This window comes from Affinibrenneria salicis (genome assembly GCF_008710095.1).
Genome location: NZ_VYKJ01000004.1, coordinates 147,962 through 167,548 on the forward strand (window position 1 = coordinate 147,962; position 19,587 = coordinate 167,548).

General features: G+C 51.9%; 21 protein-coding genes and 1 pseudogene. 8 read left to right on the forward strand and 14 right to left on the reverse strand.

Going from position 1 to position 19,587, the window contains the following annotated elements:
* Positions 1-264: 264 nt before the first annotated feature.
* Positions 265-532, forward strand: a pseudogene (locus FJU30_RS09945) (integrase core domain-containing protein); the annotation flags it as partial.
* A 225-nt stretch (positions 533-757) separates the two neighbouring features.
* Positions 758-1,663 (forward strand): hypothetical protein, encoded by a 906-nt coding sequence (locus tag FJU30_RS09950; RefSeq protein ID WP_150434810.1) that lies wholly within the window; start codon positions 758-760, stop codon positions 1,661-1,663.
* 217 nt (positions 1,664-1,880) lie between these two features.
* Here FJU30_RS09950 and FJU30_RS09955 read toward each other — a convergent pair whose 3' ends face one another.
* Positions 1,881-2,240, reverse strand: coding sequence for a hypothetical protein (locus FJU30_RS09955; RefSeq protein ID WP_150434811.1), 360 nt, complete (start codon positions 2,238-2,240; stop codon positions 1,881-1,883).
* A 565-nt stretch (positions 2,241-2,805) separates the two neighbouring features.
* Between FJU30_RS09955 and FJU30_RS09960 the strand changes: the two genes are divergently transcribed.
* Both FJU30_RS09960 and FJU30_RS09965 read left to right on the forward strand, forming a co-directional pair.
* Positions 2,806-3,261, forward strand: a complete 456-nt coding sequence (locus FJU30_RS09960; protein ID WP_150434812.1) for a MerR family transcriptional regulator — start codon at positions 2,806-2,808, stop codon at positions 3,259-3,261.
* The gene (locus tag FJU30_RS09965; RefSeq protein WP_223881555.1) at positions 3,209-4,060 is read left to right on the forward strand and encodes a Vgb family protein; all 852 of its coding nucleotides are present in this window, start codon (positions 3,209-3,211) and stop codon (positions 4,058-4,060) included. The genes FJU30_RS09960 and FJU30_RS09965 overlap by 53 nt, the downstream gene beginning before the upstream one ends.
* Before the next feature lie 613 nt (positions 4,061-4,673).
* Here the strand turns inward: FJU30_RS09965 and FJU30_RS09970 are convergent.
* Complete coding sequence (locus tag FJU30_RS09970) at positions 4,674-6,026, reverse strand: aminotransferase-like domain-containing protein (protein WP_150435023.1); 1,353 nt, start codon at positions 6,024-6,026, stop codon at positions 4,674-4,676.
* A gap of 163 nt (positions 6,027-6,189) precedes the next feature.
* Between FJU30_RS09970 and FJU30_RS09975 the strand changes: the two genes are divergently transcribed.
* On the forward strand, positions 6,190-7,059 hold the full coding sequence (locus tag FJU30_RS09975; protein WP_150434813.1) for a DMT family transporter: 870 nt from the start codon (positions 6,190-6,192) through the stop codon (positions 7,057-7,059).
* Between the two features lie 26 nt (positions 7,060-7,085).
* On the opposite strand, the gene FJU30_RS09980 is transcribed toward FJU30_RS09975, so the two are convergent.
* The 9 genes from FJU30_RS09980 to acuR form a co-directional block, all read right to left on the reverse strand.
* The gene (locus FJU30_RS09980; protein WP_150434814.1) at positions 7,086-7,838 is read right to left on the reverse strand and encodes an amino acid ABC transporter ATP-binding protein; all 753 of its coding nucleotides are present in this window, start codon (positions 7,836-7,838) and stop codon (positions 7,086-7,088) included.
* Complete coding sequence (locus tag FJU30_RS09985) at positions 7,835-8,374, reverse strand: ABC transporter permease subunit (RefSeq protein ID WP_150434815.1); 540 nt, start codon at positions 8,372-8,374, stop codon at positions 7,835-7,837. The genes FJU30_RS09980 and FJU30_RS09985 overlap by 4 nt, the downstream gene beginning before the upstream one ends.
* Entirely contained in the window at positions 8,298-8,546 is a 249-nt protein-coding gene (locus FJU30_RS27630; protein ID WP_150434816.1) for an ABC transporter permease subunit, read from the reverse strand. Before FJU30_RS27630 ends, FJU30_RS09985 begins: the two co-directional genes overlap by 77 nt.
* Positions 8,547-8,571: 25 nt before the next feature.
* On the reverse strand, positions 8,572-9,255 hold the full coding sequence (locus FJU30_RS09995) for an amino acid ABC transporter permease (RefSeq protein WP_150434817.1): 684 nt from the start codon (positions 9,253-9,255) through the stop codon (positions 8,572-8,574).
* Positions 9,256-9,440: 185 nt separating this feature from the next.
* Entirely contained in the window at positions 9,441-10,238 is a 798-nt protein-coding gene (locus FJU30_RS10000; RefSeq protein WP_191091570.1) for a transporter substrate-binding domain-containing protein, read from the reverse strand.
* An 84-nt stretch (positions 10,239-10,322) separates the two neighbouring features.
* A complete protein-coding gene (locus tag FJU30_RS10005; RefSeq protein ID WP_150434819.1) occupies positions 10,323-11,051 on the reverse strand; it encodes an enoyl-CoA hydratase/isomerase family protein in 729 nt (242 codons plus the stop codon).
* Positions 11,044-12,456, reverse strand: coding sequence for a phenylacetate--CoA ligase family protein (locus FJU30_RS10010; RefSeq protein WP_150434820.1), 1,413 nt, complete (start codon positions 12,454-12,456; stop codon positions 11,044-11,046). The genes FJU30_RS10005 and FJU30_RS10010 overlap by 8 nt, the downstream gene beginning before the upstream one ends.
* 655 nt (positions 12,457-13,111) lie before the next feature.
* A complete protein-coding gene (acuI, locus tag FJU30_RS10015) occupies positions 13,112-14,089 on the reverse strand; it encodes an acrylyl-CoA reductase (NADPH) (protein ID WP_150434821.1) in 978 nt (325 codons plus the stop codon).
* A gap of 90 nt (positions 14,090-14,179) precedes the next feature.
* A complete protein-coding gene (gene acuR / locus FJU30_RS10020; RefSeq protein WP_150434822.1) occupies positions 14,180-14,890 on the reverse strand; it encodes an acrylate utilization transcriptional regulator AcuR in 711 nt (236 codons plus the stop codon).
* 243 nt (positions 14,891-15,133) lie between these two features.
* Between acuR and FJU30_RS10025 the strand changes: the two genes are divergently transcribed.
* Both FJU30_RS10025 and FJU30_RS26825 read left to right on the forward strand, forming a co-directional pair.
* Entirely contained in the window at positions 15,134-15,550 is a 417-nt protein-coding gene (locus FJU30_RS10025) for a hypothetical protein (protein ID WP_150434823.1), read from the forward strand.
* Between the two features lie 14 nt (positions 15,551-15,564).
* Complete coding sequence (locus tag FJU30_RS26825) at positions 15,565-15,726, forward strand: hypothetical protein (protein WP_191091571.1); 162 nt, start codon at positions 15,565-15,567, stop codon at positions 15,724-15,726.
* A gap of 341 nt (positions 15,727-16,067) precedes the next feature.
* On the opposite strand, the gene FJU30_RS10030 is transcribed toward FJU30_RS26825, so the two are convergent.
* From FJU30_RS10030 to FJU30_RS10040, 3 genes are all read right to left on the reverse strand, one after another.
* Entirely contained in the window at positions 16,068-16,334 is a 267-nt protein-coding gene (locus tag FJU30_RS10030) for a DksA/TraR family C4-type zinc finger protein (protein ID WP_150434824.1), read from the reverse strand.
* A 96-nt stretch (positions 16,335-16,430) separates the two neighbouring features.
* The gene (locus tag FJU30_RS10035; RefSeq protein WP_150434825.1) at positions 16,431-16,952 is read right to left on the reverse strand and encodes a DUF523 domain-containing protein; all 522 of its coding nucleotides are present in this window, start codon (positions 16,950-16,952) and stop codon (positions 16,431-16,433) included.
* Positions 16,953-17,101: 149 nt separating this feature from the next.
* On the reverse strand, positions 17,102-18,718 hold the full coding sequence (locus tag FJU30_RS10040) for a phosphoethanolamine transferase (RefSeq protein WP_317984044.1): 1,617 nt from the start codon (positions 18,716-18,718) through the stop codon (positions 17,102-17,104).
* 203 nt (positions 18,719-18,921) lie between these two features.
* Between FJU30_RS10040 and pmrA the strand changes: the two genes are divergently transcribed.
* Positions 18,922-19,584 (forward strand): two-component system response regulator PmrA, encoded by a 663-nt coding sequence (gene pmrA / locus FJU30_RS10045; RefSeq protein WP_150434826.1) that lies wholly within the window; start codon positions 18,922-18,924, stop codon positions 19,582-19,584.
* Positions 19,585-19,587: the final 3 nt, after the last annotated feature.

Sequence of the window (19,587 nt, forward strand, 5' to 3'; positions counted from 1 at the left end):
GCGAATACGGGAATCACAGGAGAAGAAATCAATCCCTATATAAACGGATTAGCGCCCCTTGCTCCACAGTGGTGACATAGGGTTTGGGGTTGGATCTGTTTTCACTATAGAGCCGCAACTGTTCGGTGCTCACTTCGCTGCGCCTTAGCCACGGTTCTAAAGCGTTACGATAAAGTCCGTGGCGCTTAATTCGGTAAACGAATCAATTTGTCTATGAAGGTGATAAGTTGCAGGATGCAACAGAATTTGTAGGTATATTGTCAGAATACGAAAACCAAAGTGATGTCACCGCAGACCAATGGCATCTGCGAGCAGTTCCATAAAGCAATACTGAACGAGCTTTATCAGGTAAGGTTCCGCAAAAAGCTGTATGGCGATCGGGAAACATCACTATCGGATATTGATGAGTGGCTGGCTCATTATAATAATGAGCGAACCCATAAGGGAAAAAACGCGCTGTGACCGAACGCGAATGAAAACATTACTTGATGGAAAACGCATCTGGGCTGAGAAGAATTTAAGCCAGATGTAATCTGACAGACACCTGTATAAATAACCGGTAACTGCAGATCAGGTCTGAGCTAATACAATTTATACCCTTCATACTTCAAGCATCAGGTGTGCTGTTTTTGTTACTTGCCCCATCCACGGGGCTCGCTCTTTCAGGGCCGCCGCCAGCGGCATTCAACTCTGCTTCCGGCGGAGTTGTCGCTTACCCGAATCACTGACTTGAGTCAGCTCATCGGGATTCGCTCTCTTGCCGCTTTCCTGCACCCCGGATGAGTTAGAGTGTGGACAATTAACCAGCTTCAGGTTATATTTTCGCCATAAAACAACATCGGTTATTTCTGATATGGCTGGCTCTTCGGTTACGGTACTTTGGTGTTTGTTTGGCGTTTTTATCCTGACATTTTTTCTCATGCTTCCGTTTTTTATTCACGAAACTAACCAATCTCTGAAATTTCAAAAGAAACTCTCCAGCTTTGGTTTTGAACGCGAGAGTGGTGGGAATAATGTGATGGCTGCGTTCGAGCTCAACGTTCCCGGTATCTGGCAAGTCGTCATTCCGCCGCAGGTTCTGGCGATACTTCCTGACTTAAAAAAATACTCGCCATGGCTGGCAACGAGGCAGAACAATAACCGAATTGAATACCTGACTAAGGTTCATATCTATGAGGACAGGGGGGAAGATGACTACGATACGTTAATCCATCAAGTTATATGGGTCTTACACGCCCCAAATGCCGCCGATATTTATCAAAAACTACAGTCCATACCTCCCGTTTCCGGTGAAATAAGGACGCTGTTCAAAGACAATATTATCATTAATTTTGACTTAGATGATGATAATCAAATTTTTGATTTCATTATCCGTCTGCAGCGTATTATACCCGTTATGACTAAAGTCGCCGGTAGTGTTGGCTATGCTCACTTATTCCGTCCGCTTTTGAGCCTCAACCCAGCAGGGGCGCCGCCAGTGACGCTCGCACCCGCTCCCGACGGATTTGTCACCCGAATAACCTACTCGTGTAGGCTCAATGGGATTAATGAAAGACATCCTGTTGCTCAGCGCAGGCCGGTCGTTGACTGGTCAAATTCTTTCCCGACGAATTTGACCTTTGCTTACCGGGCTACGAAGCGCAGGCAGGCGCCTCGCCCTTAAAGAACCAACACGTTACGTTGTTCAAACGATAACGTTTTGTCCATCGACCCGAATTATTTATAATATATACTATTTTTATTATTCCCCGGTTTCAATGCGTGAGAGAGCGCCATGCCTCATGGTTAATTATTGCATGGAAAAACTGGCGCAGAATAGCATACGGTGGCCAAACAAGGTTATGTGCAAAGCCACGTTTCCTATATTCTTCGCAGTATCACTAAATATCTGTTCTAAACCATATCGCCCACAGCATAAAAATTCCGCCAATAATAAAAAACATTTTATATAGACCTTTACCCGGGCCAGTAAAGAACTGCGAAAGCGCAGCAAAAAAATTAATCATGACAATCAATGCTACGACCATATAAATTTTCAGAAAAAACTTTACCGTTTCCAGTAAGTGAGGTTTATGTGAGATCGGCAACCAACCTATAGTCGTCAATCCCGCCAAAAATAGATAGAGCAACACATGCATGAGCAGCAATATTGCGAAATGTTTAGCCACGGTCTTAAAGGGATTCTTTAATGTGATGTGATAGAAGTAAGCCAGTAACAGACCCGTCGATACTATCCACATCAATGTATTCCACACCATAATTCTGCCCGTTGTTAAATTAATAAATGATCTGCCGATGAAATTATTTTCACTTGATCTCCGCCGCTGTACCATCATTCGGGTAGTCAGATAACCCAGGTTGAATGCGTACGGCGACTATTGTAAAACACTTCGCTTTAAACAACTTCTCATATTTATGCTCCACTTCGCATCACGCATCATGCGGGGCCAGTACTGGTGGGATGTCATGTCCTGCAAGTGTAGCGCTATTACCCGAAGCTATTTAGCCGTCATACTTCAGGTTGCGCATGCGTTGTTTTCCTGTCCGCTTTTTCTCCGTGCATTTCCCTGTTGGAGGGGCGGAGAAAAAGCGTTGCAAGACTTATAAACAAACCTCCGCCGTAAAGGGGCCGGGCGTCGCGTGGTTAAAAACGATAACGCGTTGTCTCGCAACACGAATTATTCGACGATTAAGCGGATATGGTTTTTGTCGACGGTTTTTGTGCCTATTCGGTCAGCGAAAAACCATTCATACTGATTAAAAAATGATTGACTTAGAGCGCACTCTAACCGCCAGGATGATGTCATGAAATCCAATCTGACCATTAGTGACGTAGTGAAGCGAACGGGGCTTACGGCCTATACGCTCCGCTACTATGAGCGTATCGGGCTGATCGCGCCGGTGCCCCGGGCCGCGGGAGGGCAGCGGCGCTATGCGGCATCGGACATGGCCTGGATTGAATTTCTGTTGCGATTGCGAACGACCGGCATGCCGGTCGGTAAGATGCAGGCGTTCGCGAAACTGCGCGGCGCAGGGGATTCAACCGTAGCGGAACGTCGCCGGATGCTGGAAGCCCATTTGGCCGATGTGCTGGCGGAGATAGCGTCGTTGCGGCAATCAGTCGCTGCTTTACAAGATAAGGTTGACTATTACCGCACATTCGAACAGTCCCTCGCGCCCGATTCACTGGCTGATGAAGGAGAACACGATGAATGTCAATCGCCGCCAACGCGGAAACGAAAAACTGCGCGAGGTCGCTGATCGCGACCGCCTGCGTCCATTCTCCAGCTCGTGGATGGCCTGGTTGTTTATGCTGTCCATCATTCATCCGGCTATCGCGGCGGAAACGGCTTATCAGGGGTTTCAGTCGCCAACCGGGATCGTCGAGGTCGCTGACGTGGGCATCTATGTTACCGACTGGTCGGCCAATACGGTGACGCGTATTGATACGCAGGGCCGACGGTCCGTTATCGTAAAAGATCTGCCTGCCGCCGCGGGATTAGCTATAGATGATATGGGCTCGTTATTCATTACCTCGTATTCGGCAGACTACATCCTGCGCATCGATCCGGATGGCGCTACCCGGCGTATTTCCGGCAATTTGTCGACCCCGACCGGCATAGCCTTTGCCCATGACGGACGGTTGCTGGTGGCAAATCGTGGTTCAGGCGAGGTCATCTCTCTGGACGTCTCGTCGGGACAGGTGAAAAAAGTAGCGGATTCCTTATCGCTGCCGGTCGGCGTGGTGGAAATGGCGGATGGCAGTATCGTCGTCTCCCAATACGGCGGACGAGTAACCCGGATTATGCGCAATGGATCACAACAGGAAATAGGCCGCGATTTCACTCGTCCCGGCGTCGGCATCCTTGCTGACGGTCCGGACGCCGTCCTGATCGTTGACAACGGCGCCGGTGTCTTACGGAGAGTATCGTTCGATGGAACATCATCTGTCGTAGCCGACAATCTCTCAGGAAACGCGGTTGCTCTCGGGCGGGGAGTTAATGGCGACGTGCTGATTGGCTGCTGGGGGAGCGGTATTATCTATCGCATCCAGCCTTGATTACCCACTAAATAGTTTCGCATAATCGCGCTACACTTGACCCGCAGGCTGAGTGACAACGGCATGATGATTAAAGCATAATCAACTGGTTTTAATGATTATTTTAATCCTCTTATCATCAGTTACGCGCTATAGCATGAGCAAAAGTGAAGCATCACTGCGCGAAGCTATTTAGGCTACCGCCATTGACGGCGATGGCGCAAGGGGGAGACTATCCGTTGCCGTTGCCGTTGCCGTTGCCGTTGCCGTTGCCGTTGCCGTTGCCGTTGCCGTTGCCGTTGCCGTTGCCGTTGCCGTTGCTGTTGCCGTTGCCATACTGTCATCCCGCATGGATACCAGATAATAACGAGCGTGTCGGATTTAACTTATTACAACAGAGTCCGGCTACGTTACCTTTAGCGTTCGCATTCTGGCTATGCGTGTGGTTTATATCCGGCGCTGTCAACGAAAACTATTTGTTTATTATGTTAATAGCGACGTCATTACTATTTCTATTCTATACTTAATTTGCTGACTTAAGCATAAAACCATGGCGATCTAATGTCGCATCAGGTGCCGACATGCTTAATATTGCCGCGAATTAACGCCGCTGTAACCGGCTATATAGATATTATTATTTCAACGCTCGCTGCAGGATCGGCATTAGCTGCGGATCGGCGCATTGCGCCACGTTAAAACGCATAAAGCCTGCGGCGGACCGGGAGGCGCTGAATACATTTCCCGGCGCCAGCACTACATTTTCTTCCAGCGCGGCGCGCGCGACGTCGGCGGAGTCGCAGCCTTGCGGCAGCCGGCACCAGAGATAAAAGCCGCCGCGCGGCATCAGCCATGGCTCAATGCCGATGCGTCGCAGCCGCTCTGCGGTTTCGCGCCGCGTCCGCACCAGCCGGCCGCGCAGCTCTTCCATATGTTTGCGATAGCCGCCGCCGGCCAAAATATGCGCGATGATCTCTGACGCCAGCGGATTAGGGCCGCCGAAATTGGTCGCGACCTGCAGATCGACCAAATCCGCCACCCAGTCCGCCCGGGCGGCGATATAGCCGCAGCGTACGGAAGCGGAGATTGTTTTGGAAAAGCTGCCGATGCGGATAACGCGCTCCAGCCCGTCGAGCGCGGCCAGCCGCACCGAAGGTTCCGGTTCAAAATCGGCGAAGATGTCGTCTTCGATAATGGTGAGATCAAAGGTCGACGCGATTTTCAACAGACGATACGCCGTTTGCGGCGCGAGGGTGGCCCCCGTGGGGTTATGCAGCGCCGAATTGGTGATATAGATACGCGGGCGATCGGCGGCGAGGATGGCCTCAAAGCGCGCAATATCCGGTCCCGTGGGCGTATAGGGCACGCTGACGATGTTTACCTGGTGCGCGCGCAGCAGGGCGCGAAAATTGAAATAACACGGATCGTCGACCAGCACGGTATCGCCGGGACGCAGCAGGAAACGGCAGACCAGGTCGATCGCCTGGGTGCCGGAGGCGGTCAGCAACAGCTGGTCGGCGGACAGTTCCAGTCCCTGTTCGGCGCCACGCGCGATAAGTATGCGGCGCAAAGCAGGGGATCCATGAGCAACGCCGTAGTCGGTCAGCTGACTTTCGCCGCTTCGCGCCAGGGCGCGCAACGCGCGGCGCAGCGCGTCGAGCGGCATCCAGTCGGTCGGCAGCCAGCCGCAGCCTGGCTTCAACACCGCCGCATCGGCATCCAGCGACTGGCGCGATACCCAGAATGGATCGACGGCGCGATCCTGCAGCGGCCGGTCCGGCGCCAGCGCCAGCGGCGGCAGCGCCGTCGCCGCCACATAAAAACCCGAACCGCGTCTGGCCCGGATCAATCCGCCGGCCACCAGACGGTCGTAAGCCTCCACTACGGTCGAGGGCGAAACCCCCATGGCGACGGCGACGCTGCGGATCGACGGCAGACGATCGCCGGCCGTCAGCGTCCGGCTCTCGATTTTCGCGCGGATTGCCGTCATCACGTCGGTGGTCCGGGTTCCTTTTCTATAGTGATTCTGCCGTGCGTCGTTCAAGGTGTATCTCTATCTTTATCCATACAGTTTGGCGAAATTGTACCGATGTGTATCTGCTCCGGCAACGCCGGTTTCGCTATCATTCAGACTTTGTCGATAGCGGAATGGAATGGGTTACGTGAAAAGATCGCTTGAAGGGTGGGGCAATGGGTTGGCGGGCGTGATTATTTTCAGCGGTTCGCTGCCGGCGACGCGCGTCGCCGTCGCCGGTTTTTCGCCGTTGTTCCTGACGTCAGCCCGCGGGCTTATCGCGGCGTCGATCGGCGCCGCGCTGCTGTTGCTATTGCGCCAGGAGCGTCCTGAACGCAAAGACGCATTGCCGCTGGCGATCGTCGCGCTGGGCGTTGTGATCGGTTTTCCCCTGCTGACGGCGCTGGCGCTGCAGCATATCACCTCCGCTCATTCGATCGTCTTCCTCGGCCTTCTGCCGCTGGCGACGGCCCTGTTCGGCGTTTTGCGCACGGACGAGCGGCCGCAGTGGCCTTTCTGGCTGTTTTCCTGTCTCGGCAGCGTGACGGTCGCGGCTTTCGCGCTGTCCGGCGGCGGAATGGCATCGCTGAACGGCGATCTGCTGATGCTGGCTGCGGTTATCCTGTGCGGCCTGGGTTATGCCGAAGGCGCGCAATTGTCCCGCCGGCTTGGCGGCTGGCAGGTTATCTCGTGGGCGTTGCTGCTGGCCGCGCCGTTAATGCTGCCGGTAACGATGGCGACGTTGCCGTCTTCATGGCGGAGCATCGGCGCGTCGGCCTGGTTTGGGCTCGGTTATGTTTCGATCTTCAGCATGCTGATCGGCTTTGTTTTCTGGTATCGGGGACTGGCGCTCGGCGGCATCGCCGGCGTGAGCCAACTGCAGCTGCTGCAGCCGTTTTTCGGCCTTATGCTGGCCGGCTGGCTGCTGCGTGAGCCCGTAGCCTGGACCATGGTCGTCTCGACATGTCTGGTTATCCTGTGCGTCGCCTTCGCCCGCCGTTTTGCCTGAGGCCGTATTACCGCCGCCGCGCAAGGCTAAATTTGGGGAATGTAGTCGTTACTCTGCGCGAAGAGAAACTGCCGGGTTCTTTCATGTACAGGATGAGCGAACAGATCCCGCGGATGACCCTGTTCCACAATTTCACCGTTCTCCATAAAAATAACGTGGTCTGACACCTCTTTGGCGAAATCCAGTTCATGAGTCACAATGATCATTGTCGCGCCTTCTTTTGCAATGGATTTTATGACCGTCAGGACCTCATTCACCAGTTCAGGATCCAGTGATGAGGTCGGTTCATCAAACAGGATGACGCTGGGGTTTAATGCCAGTGCTCTGGCGATGCCAACGCGCTGTTGCTGCCCGCCGGAGAGCTGCATCGGGTAATAGTCCTCTTTACCCTTGAGCCCAACTTTTTCTAATATGGCTAATGCGATGTTATTCGCGTTCTTTTTGGAGTGTTTATGAACGACGATCAGGCCTTCGGTGACGTTCTGTAATACCGTTCTGTGTCTGAAAAGATTATGCTGCTGAAAAACCATTCCGGTCTTTTGCCTTAACGCAAGGATATCTTTCTTGTTTGCGCCAGGGAAGTTCAGGGTGATATTGTCGATGGCGACAATACCCGTTTGCGGTTTTTCCAGAATATTAACGCAGCGCAGCAGGGTGGTTTTCCCTGAACCGCTCGGCCCGATGATACTGACGACCGTGCCTTTAGCCACCCTGATGGATACGCCTTTCAGAATAATATTTTCACCGTAAGATTTGTGAATATCAGTTAGTTCAATCATGACAGACCCCGATGAAATTTTGCTGTTAACTTGCGATCCAGCGCTGAAGACAATACTTCTATCAACATGGTTATGCACCAGTAAATAATGGCCGCGCCAATAAATGCTTCAACGAATTGGTAGGTGGTGGACGCGACAAGATTTGTTTTCCCTGTGATTTCAACAACGGAAATCCAGTATGCGATCGAGCTGGCGTGCAGAATATTGATGGCTTTTGAACTTAAATTTTTAATGGTATACAGTATTGCCTGTGGAAATAATACTCTGCACATGATTTGAAACTGCGTCATCCCCAGCGATGCCGCGGCATCATATTCACCGGGAGAAATGGCTTTTATGCCGGATCTCAATATTTCTGAAAAAAAAGCCGATGTGCTTATCGACAGACCGGCGATCACCAATAACGGCAGTGGGATAATATTGGCTTTAAACGGTAATGAAAAGTAGTTTGTCACCGCATCAAAAATATGAGGGAAACCATAAAAAAAACAGAAAGATATGCAACACCATCGGCGTGCCTCTAAAAAATGAGACATAAAGCTTGATGCATGGGCTTAATATCGGGATATTAAAGTAGTTAACGTAAACAATGAACAGGGAAAGGAAAAAACCAATAAATATCGATGTCGCGGTTATAAATAATGTCATTGGAACCGCTGGCAAAACTTCGATAATCGTCTCAAAGATGAATGAGATATCTATAATCATATGTCCTCAACAGAATAATGCAATTTTATTTATTGAGCGTGAATTTTTTTTCGATTACTTTAAAAATATTCTCCATGAACAAACACAGAAGAAAATAGATAATCGATATGGCCACAAAAACCTCAAACGAACGCATGGTCTGTGCGCTCAGCGTTATTCCCCTGCCCATAATATCCATGATGCCGACGGTAAACGCCAACGAGGTACTTTTCAGTGATAACAGAAAAATGTTCCCCATATCGGGAATCGCCAGCATCATCGCCTGCGGCATCATAACTCTGGAAAAAACCTGATGCTCCTTCATGCCAATAGAATAGGCCGCTTCAATCTGACTGCGCTCGACGTTATTTAATGCGGAACGGAAAATTTCACAGAAATTCGCAGACAGATATAGACCAATTGCCACAATAACGAAATATAACTCTGGCGTTTTATTAATATCAATCCCAATTCTGGCTAAGATTGTAGGTAATAAATAGTAGATCAGAATTAACTGAACAAGTACTGGCGTTCCTCGCGCATAGGATACAAAAATAACAGTTGCGGTGTTTAAGATAAAAATACGATAGGTTCTTATTACCGCAAGCATTAAACCGAGCAGGGCGCCCATCACTGTACTGTAAATAAAGATGGTTAGCGTTACCGGTAAATACTCTGACACAATCGGCAACGCCTGCCAGACAAGATGATAATCAAACCAGTTTTTCATTATAATTCCGTACGCTTATGGGTTCTTTGACTGTCTCTGGGGCCGGGCGGTTTCTGCAAGAAAACCGTTTTCCGGCAGCCTGGCCTTATCCCCGCCATTGCGTTAAATAAACCTCCGCCGATCGTCTTATTCACCGTTCTGCGACAAACTGTCGGACATCTCTGCCTGCGGAGTTGCGAGCGTGTTTACAATTTAAGCGGTTGAGTAAAATCAGCGCCAAACCACTCATTGCTTAATTTTTCCAGCGTGCCGTCATTTTTTATTTCGATAATGGCTTTGTCCAGACTGTCTCTCAATGCCACATCGCTTTTCTGAAGCAACAGATGCGCCCCGGGATCGCCCGGCCGCACGTTGGTGGGAAGATAACCCTGACCTACGGTTTTTAGATGTTGCTCTCTGTACTTATTGAATAAACTTACCTGATGTTCCGGTAAGAAAAGCGCATCGACTCGCTGAGCGTTTAATAACCCCACCATTTCAGTGTTCGATTTAGACGGAAAGACCTCTACTTCTAACGCATTTTTACTGATATTATCCGCCAGTATTTTAGCCTGAACGCCGGTTCCCAGAACGGCGATTTTTTTGCCATGCAGACCGCGCAGGTCATTTATTGCGTTATTGTCGGCCGGCACAACTATCTTGAACGGTGTTTGATAGAAGACCTCATTGGTATACAGAAACTGTTTTTCCCTTTCCGGTGAACGCCATATATTGCTATTAATAATCTGAACTTTTCTGCCTGAGAGCGAAACAAAAAGAGATGCGAAATCCATGGCCTTATATTCAAATTTAACGCCCGGAATTCGTTTGTCTATCTCTCTTAATACTTCGACCTCAAACCCCGTTAGTTTGCCATTCTCGTCAATATAGCTTAATCCCGGGTTCTCTCCCTGGGTCCCGACAAATACCGTTTTTTCCTCTGCCGCATAAACGGATAAACTAAGCAGTAATACGTTTAATGCGATTATGATCTTTTTTTTCATATCTGGCCCCATTGGTTAAAACTATCTATCATTTTGATAAATAAATAATATTTAATGTTTTTTTGGCATCGTTGCGCAATGATGTTAAAAATTTGGCGTTCTCTTTGAGATAAAGGCGTCAATGCCTTCGTCAAAATCGGGTGAGTTGATGACATGCTCAATTTGAGCGCGATAACTTGCCGATATTTCTGAAGGACCTTTGGGGATCGTTTTCCCAACGTAATCTTTCAGCGTCTGAAGCACTACAGGCGAATTTTTGGCGATTTTTTCCGCCCAGGCATAGGCGGTATTAAGATGCTCTCCCTGAGGCGTTACTTTATTAATTAACCCGGCCTCATAGGCGCGCTGTGCGGAAATCGACTCGCCGATGAATAATAGCTCCATCGCGATTTTGTGCGGAATTCTTGCCGCTAACGAGGCAATCAGACCGCCGGTGAAGCCAATTTTTGCCTCAGGGTAGGAAAACGTACTCTGTTCAGTCGCAATGGCTAAGTCCGCCATCTGTACCAGCACTAAGCCGCCGCCCACCACTAACCCGGATATTGCGGCGATAATGGGCTTGTTGACGTCGATGCCGACGCCCGGCACGGCTCGCCACAGATCGTGCGGTATATCTTTTAAATTAGCTCCCGCGGTAAATGCCGCTTCGCCCTCGCCGGTTAGTACCGCAACCCGGTCTTCGCTATTGTTGAACCGACTCCACGCGGCATTGAGCTTGTGGACTATTTCATGCGTAAAGATATTGTATTTTTGCGGGTTGCTTATTGTTATGGTGGCGATTTTGTTCCTGGATGAATAAATTACGTCAGGCACGGTTCTTCCCCTTATTTTCGATTATTTCTATGAGTTTAGCTTTGGCCCCGGTGCGTGGAATAGAACCGTAGGCGACCACTTCAACATGCGGCCGGAAGTTTAATAACTCCCGTACCCGGTTTTCCAGCCTGGTCGCCACGTCGTGCCAACGGCTCAGGGGCAACTCAGCCGCTGCTTCAACCATAATGTTTAATGGCGGGTTGACCTTTGGCGGCGGAGCGTCTAATTGAATTCTTAATTCACCCGATAACTCCGGCTGAAAGGTTCGCACCACTTTTTGAATAGCCGCCGGATAAACTTTTACGCCTTTGATCGCCAGCATGTCATCAACGCGGCCAATGATTTCCATTCGTACGCCAAAATGACCACAGCCGGGACATTCGCCGACATGGATGCGAATTATATCGCCCGTCGCATAACGGAATGCCGGCGCCGCTTCATATTCCAGCGCCGTATGAATGGCTTCCCCCACGGCGCCATCTTTTAGTTCTATCGGCAATCTGGTTTCCGGATCAACCAGGTCGTACCTGAAGCAATAATCTTCAGACATATAATGCATGCCGTAGGATAAATCAGCATGACAGGTGATGGTTCCGTTATGCCAGGCGGCGCCTGTGGAATCGAACACCTGCGCGCCATAATGTTCCCGCACCAATTGCCTGAACGATTGCTGGCTGGCGCCGGGTTCGCCGCAACAATAAATTATCTCTATACCCAGTTCGCCGACGGGTTTGCCAAGCTCTTTCACGGATCTTTCTATTAATTGCGTTACCATGGACGGCGTCGCGAATAGAACCCGGGGTCTGGTTAATGCGATAAAGCGCAGTATTTTAGCGACGCCGCCTTCAGCGCCGACGCTGATGGGGCGGGCGCCATAGGCTTCTAATGCCTGAATATAGGTAATGCCGGCCAGCCATAGCGATAGTCCAAAGGCGTGAAAGGTGGTATCGCCGGGACGGATGCCGGCCATCCGAAATAAACGCGCCATAACCCTGTTGGTGATATCCTGGTCTTTGGCGCTGAACACATAAAAGGTCGGGGTGCCGGTGGTGCCTGATGTCGCCGCGAGATGTATGGCTTTTTCCGGCGCGACGGTAAGATGTAAACCAAGGGGATGACCGTATTTAATTAATGAGGCGTCCTGCGATTCCCTGTGTCGATTTTTATCCAGAAAAATCGGCAACATGCGGAAATCATCTAATGATCTGACATCATTCGGATGCGTAACGCCGGCCTCTAAGAATCGCTGCCGATAGTAGTCCTTGTTTGTCCATACATATTTAATCTGGCTTATTAGTTTTTTAAATCTGTATTCATTCAGCCACGACATATACTCAACGGGATCTTTCGTTGCCGGATTGAGATAGTGTAGTGGAGAATTATTAGTATAACGTTTAACTAACATGCTGGCTTCCTGATTAATTTATCCGGTCTGTTTTCTTATCAAAACATTCAATGAGACGCTTTATCTATAATCATCATAATTGTTTTATCTCTGCAGACAACAACGTATATTTAATATGCTTATGTTAATAATGGATAACTTTTATGTGCATCGTATGATTACGTTTTTATAATCGTCATACTTCAAATGGCAGGAGCCGTTGGCCGTATTCGCTGGTTGAGTTGCTTATCTGTATGAACCTGTTGCAATTCACGCTTTTAGCCGTCTTTCTGTAATCTGGATTATTTAGAGTGGAGTGCGCTATAGTTCAATGCTGAAGCGTTTTTTAACGTGGTTGTGAATGAGAATATTCAGGGGGCGCTGTCTGAGAAATAATATTCCTTTGATTTTCAGCGGGCAGGGCGATTTGCTGCGATTTTTATTTATTTTTATCGCGGGGGCGATGTGGCATTTATCATACGCCCCTTTCAGGGGCATCGGGTCGCATGGTTATTCTTTTTGGCTCTATTTTTACCCGTATTCATAACTTAACTAACGGATAAATCGGCGGGGGTTTTAATCATAGCGCGTTTCTGCGATGTAAATAATTCAGCGCAGCGCTATTATATTAAATTCCCCGCGGTATTTGCCTGATGACTCACGCAACCCGAATTATTCAGGCGGTAATTTTTACCAGAGTTCGCCCCTGTATTTTATTATGCAGAAAATCTTCGGCCGCGCCGGCTGCGTCTTCCAGGCCGATTTCGTTAGCCGCCTGCTGATAGAAACTCTCCGGCAGGATGGCGGCTAAACGTTGCCATACTTCCACCCGTCGGGCGGCGGAAACCGAAACGGAGTCGACGCCCTGCAGACGCACGTTGCGCAAAATGAACGGCATGACCGTGGTCGGCAGGTTAAAACCGCCGGCCAAACCGCAGGCGGCGACGCAGCCGCCATAATTCGTTTGCGCCAGCACTTTTGCCAGCACGCTGTCGCCCACAGTATCCACCGCGCCGGCCCACAGCTGTTTTTCGAGCGGCCGGGTTTGGGCAAAATCGGCGCGCGGCAGAATTTCGCTGGCGCCGATCCGGCGCAGGTAATCATGGGTTGTCTCACGGCCGGTGACGGCGGTAACGCGGTAACCCAGCGCATGCAGTATAGCGACGGAGGTACTGCCCACTCCGCCGCTGGCGCCGGTGACTACGACGTCGCCGCTCTGCGGCGTGACGCCCGCATCTTCCAGCGCCATGACGCACAGCATGGCGGTAAACCCGGCGGTGCCGATGATCATCGCTTTACGCTCGTCTATTCCCGCGGGCAGCGGCACCAGCCAGTCGCCTTTAACGCTTGCCTGCTGCGCCAGTCCGCCCCAGTGGGTTTCCCCTACGCCCCAGCCGGTCAAAATTACCGCCTGGCCGGTTGCGAAACGCGGGTCATTGCTGTGCTTCACCCGCCCGGAAAAATCGATGCCCGGCACCATTGGAAACTGGCGGATAATCTTACCCTTGCCGGTAATGGCCAGGGCGTCTTTGTAATTCAGGCTGGACCAGCCGATATCCACCAACACTTCGTCAGCGGCCAGCGGGGGCAGGGCGATGTCTTTTACCGTAGCCAGCGTTTGGTTGTCTTGCTGTTCGAGTACCAGAGCTTTCATTATTGGCCTTCAATGGTCTGAGGAGCGCCGCGCTCTGCCTGACGTGAGTGTTTCTGAGGCAGAACAGGGCTCGATTTAATAATCTGTCACTTAGCGCGCTGAACGCAGAGTGACGGCTTCGCGCTGTTGTTGCTGTTCTCTCTCTGACGGCAGGTGCTGCGTTGCCGTAATACTGTGCAGGAAATAGTGCCAGAACTGCTCAAGCGGCTCGATCGATCGGAATAACTTCGCGCGCATCACGGCGCCTTCCCAGCCCGACCAAAAAATCCGGGCCAGCTGCTGCGCAGGCGTGGCGACGCTGAGTTGTCCGGCCAGCTGCGCTTCCTGCAGACAGCTGGCGACGCGGTTCTCCCAGTCGGCGAGGATTGCTTTGAGTTTGTCGGGGAAATCTTCCGGCAGCAGGGGCGTTTCCTGCAGTAAATTGCCGACCAGACAGCCGCGCCTGAAGTCATATTTCGCCATCCCCTGGCCGGCATGGGTGACAAAGGCGCGAATACGCTGCAGCGGAGGTTGCCCGGCATCAAGCAGAAATTTATCCAGCTTATGGGCGAAAAAGGCGCCGTACGCCGTGAGCACCGCCATGCCGAACGCTTGCTTGCTGCTGAAATAGTGATAAAAGGAGCCTTTCGGCACCGAAATGTTTTTAATCACCGCGTCAATACCCGCCGCCAGATATCCGGTTTCAGTAATCACGGCCAGACCCGAGCGGATCAGTTCTTCACGCGTATCGCTGAAATCACGATCGACTTTAGGCGGACGCCCGCGACGCGGTTTCGCGCCTGAATCAGGCTGATGACTCATATTTTAGACCGATTGATTATTAATCACTGAATCCTACGCGCTACCGCACAGAGAAGCAAGCCTCGTTATCTCGCCGGCCGACGTTTTTTCGCACCCGGCGGAAAATCAGCTGGTTTTATTATCTGTGTCGAAAAATTAATTTCTCACAGTGCAAATTCTTTGCCATCGTGCGCACAACGCGCGGCAGACGCGATCGCGGCGTAGAGCGCCGGATAACCGAGTGGGAGAGGGGAAATGGGCCGATTGGCCGCATCTGTCGAGAAGCGAGGCGCGCGCCTGACGGCGGTGCTCCTGGTGTTGCTGGCGAGCCTGCTGTATGTGCCGGGTTATGCGTTGTCGAAACAGCTGGTGCTGGTTTATGGATGTTCGGCGCTGCAGTTAACCTTTCTGCGCTGCAGTCTGGTCCTGGCGTGCGGTATCGGGCTGATCGCTGCGCCGGTCTCCCGCCTCAGCTGGCGGCGGATCGGTTTTCCCGCCAGCGCCTTTGAGCAACGGGCGGCGGCGCTGGTGGGCCCGAATGTATTATCGATAATGTCTTATAGCCTGACCTCCATTACCGGGGCGTCCGCCCTCGCTTTCAGCACGCCGCTGATGCTGACCCTGATGGGCGCGCTGCTGCTGGCGGAATCTGTTTCTCTGTTTCATTGGTGCGGCTGCTGAGCGGCGCTGCCGGCATGTTGTTGATAGTCGGACCGTTCGGCGGCGACGTCTCGCCGGCCGGCGCGGCGGCGCTTTCCTCCGCCTTTGCCTGCGCCCTTTATCAGATTCTGATGCGCCGGGTGCGCGACGTCGCCACCACGCTCGATATCACCCTGCAGGTTGCGCTGGTCGGCTAATGATCGCCATGCCCTGGATGTGGCGACCGTTGTCGGTTGAGCGGCTGCTGGTCGCCGTGCTGTTCACGCTGGTACAGACGGCGGCGATGGCGAGCATCGCCGCCGCCCTGCGCCGGGCAGAGGCTCTTCGGCTCGCGCCGTGGCAATATTCCGGTCTGCGTGGGCCCTGCTGCTGGACAGCGTGCTGTTTCACTCGCTGCCGGTTTGCACATCGATCGCGGGCGGGGTGCTGATCCTCGTCGGCGGACTGTTGGCGCAGCGCAAACCGGCGCCGCGTTGGCGGAGGCGCGCGCTCGTCGGGCGGCTTCCGCTGGCGATGACGAGTGGGGAAAAACGGCGGTTTATCTGAGCTGGCTGTCCTTGCTGCCGCGGCGGTTATAGCCGCTGTTCTGGATGTTTTTCTTGTCGATTTTTTCCTGGCAATCGATACAGTAGCGCACGCCCGCTACCGCTTTACGCCGCGCTTCGGGAATCAGAACGCCGCACTCATCGCAGTAGCGCGCGCTTTCGCCATTGTTTAACTGACTGCGGGCGCGCGCAACCGCGTCGTCCACCGTGGCATCGATTTGATCCTGCACCGCCCCGTCATTCGACCAGCCGCTCGCCATGATAACCTCCAGAGAAATAGTGGGCCTGTTCTCAGTATTGGGGATATTTCGCGCGATTCAAGGCGCGCCGTGCGTATTGTCCCGGCCGGCGCGCGTTTAGCGGGATGAGGCCGGCCGGTCTTCGTGACGGTCGACAAACTGAACGCGTTCGATCAGCCGGTCAATTTCACTATCGGAAAAAACCTCGATGCCGTGCGTGCGCAGCAGCTCGGCCGTCACGCCGTTGCCCGGCATTTGGGTACCGTCGAATCTGCCGCTGTAAATCACATTGCTGCCGCAGGAGGGGCTGCCCTCGGTCAGTAATGCAAAACGACAATTGTGCTGCTGAGCCATCTGCAGGGTAAGCCAGGCGCCTAAAATATAGCGTTCGGTCACGTCCGCGCCGGTTGCCTCAAGCACTCTGGCGCCCTGGGCGATAACGGCGCGCCCCTGCGCCGAAGGGATGATTTCCGCCGACGGACGAGGGGTCGAAAAACCGGCCGCCAGTTCGGGACAAAATGCGACCAGTCTGGCTTGCTCTCGCCAGCGGGCGAGATACGACTCGACCGAGTTTTTCGCGCTGCCGTTATAACGCACCGGAAAACCGGCCAGACAGGCACTAATCAGGATTTTATTCATGGGCAGGATTATGGGGTAAAGACCATTATCATAACCCGGTCAGCCCCTGGCGCAAGTCATCCGCCGCGCGGCCGGCGTCGCGCTGGCCGCTTTTCGTCGTTAAACTGCGTTCGCGCCGTCGCCGCGGCGCTATTTTCGCCTGCTGCGCGCTATTTTTTGCAAGGCGCTAATATATCCAGCCCGCGGTCGTACACCTGCGTCCTGACATTCAGCATTGATAGCAGGGTGTGGAAGACATTATCGTGAGAGAAGGCCTGTTCACGCGCCGCTTTTTGCAGACATTGTCCGTTAATGCCCTGACTCGCCATGTAATCCGGCGACAGCCAGAGCAGCAGCGGAACATGCGTCTGACCCTCCGGCGCTATCTTGTAGGGCGAGCCATGGAGATAAATGCCCTGTTCGCCCAGCGACTCGCCGTGATCGGAAACGTAAAGCAGCGCGACATTGTAATTTGCGTATGACTTTAGTTTTTTAATATAAGCATCCACCACATAGTCAGTGTAGCGGAGAGTATTATCGTAGGTGTTCAGCAGCTCCTGCCGGCTACAGTTCTGAATATCGTTACGCTCGCAGGCGGGCAAAAAATGTCTGAAGCGCTGTGGGTAGCGTTGGTAATACGCCGGTCCATGGCTGCCGATCAGATGAAACACCAGCAGTTTATCTTTATTATCGTCAGGTATTTTACTCTCGATGTTTTTTAACATCACTTCATCGTAACAGGTATTACCGTCGCATAGGGCGCTGTCGCTGTCCGGCCTGACGATGTCATGGGCTATGCGATCGCAGGCGCCTTTGCACCCTTCATCATTATCCAGCCAGAAGGTTGCGACGCCGGCGCGTTGCATAATATCCATCACGCTATCGCTGTGGCGCGCGATAGCGTCATCAAAACCCTGTCTTGTCATCGCAGAAAACATACAGGGCACCGAAACGGCCGTGGATGTGCCGCAGGATGTGACATGGCGAAAATAGAATAATCCAGGCTCGCCGGCGGTAAATTCATTGGTCGGTCGGGAATAGCCTCCCAGAGACTGGTTTTGCGCCCTGGCGGTTTCCCCCAGCAGCACAATCACCAGATTGGGGCGACGGCTGTTTTCCCGGCTAACCTGCGCATCTTCACCGACTTTTTGGAACGGAATGGGCGAGGTAAGATAACGGCGATTAATATATTTCCCGGCGCTGTAGAGATAGCTGGCCGGGACGATCTCCTGATTCAGCGTATGATTATTTCTGCCGATGAAGGCATAATCCTTATAATAAAAGAAAGCGATCAGGCCGACAAAAAGCGCAGAAACGAGCATGATCAATATGCGTCCTCCCGTTCTGTAATAGATCGATGAAGGGTAGTCAATCCGGCTAAACAATAATAGTACCGACGGCGCTACTCCCGATCCGGCGACCCAGAACAATAGCGCCGGGCTCAGGTATGATGTCGCTTCCGCCGTGTTGGTTTCAAAGATATTTTCAATCATGGTTTTATCAAAAACGACGTTATATTTCATCATTGCATAACTGACCACCGAACTCAGGAGAAGCAAAATAATGAAAAAAGGCTTCATGATGTGCTTTAGGCTAAATGGCAAAAATAAAAACAGCAATGCGAAGAACAGCACGAATGGAAGAGTAATAATAAAACCATAGTTTTTATCAGGCAGGCCGCTGAGTATCTGATAAAAGTGTTGAAATAGGGTCACGTTCATGACCAGCGTGAAATATGTTGCTATCAGCGCGGTCAGCGCCAGAAAATTAACTCTTATTTTGATCACAATGTTAAGACTCCGGTAACCTGGATAAATGGCGTCGGGCCATACGGAATGGCGCGGCATCCGTATAGCGGTTGTTGCATAAACTATTGTTTATTTTGTTTTTTATTTATTTTTCCGTTGAGTGGACAATCTGCGTACCGTTAATCGCTGAACTCCTTATTGTTTATCGGGTCGAAGGGAAAATACGTTGGTGTAAATCGATAATGAAAATATTGATCGTTGAGGATGACGAGTTATTACAATCGGGGCTGGAAAAAGCCCTGCAGCGGGAAGGCTACAGTACCGATTGCGCGGCCTGCGCCAGCAACGCCGACGCGATGGCGCAGGTCGGCATCTATAGCCTGATTATTCTCGATCTCGGCCTGCCGGATATGGATGGCGGCGCCTTGTTGAAAAAGTGGCGCGCGGCCGGCAGAGAGACGCCGGTGCTGGTGCTGACCGCGCGCGATGCGCTGGACGATCGCGTCGCCGGTCTGGACGCCGGCGCCGATGACTATCTGATCAAGCCCTTTGCGCTCCCTGAGCTGAAGGCGCGCGTGCGGGCGTTGATTCGCCGCCATCATGGGTATAGCGAAAATAAGATCCATGTGGATGATTTGACGCTCGATCTGAACGCGAAGCAGGCGTTTCTGAATAATCGGCTGATCGATGTCACGCCAAAGGAGTTTTCCCTGTTAAGTCGCCTGATGATGAAAGCCAATAGCACGGTGCATCGCGATATTCTGCAAAACGATCTCTACAGTTTTAATAACGATCCCAGCGGCAACGTGCTCGAAGTGCACATGCATAACTTACGGCGAAAAATCGGTAAAGACCGCATCAAAACGGTGCGCGGTATCGGCTATCGACTGGATAAATCGCTATGAAAA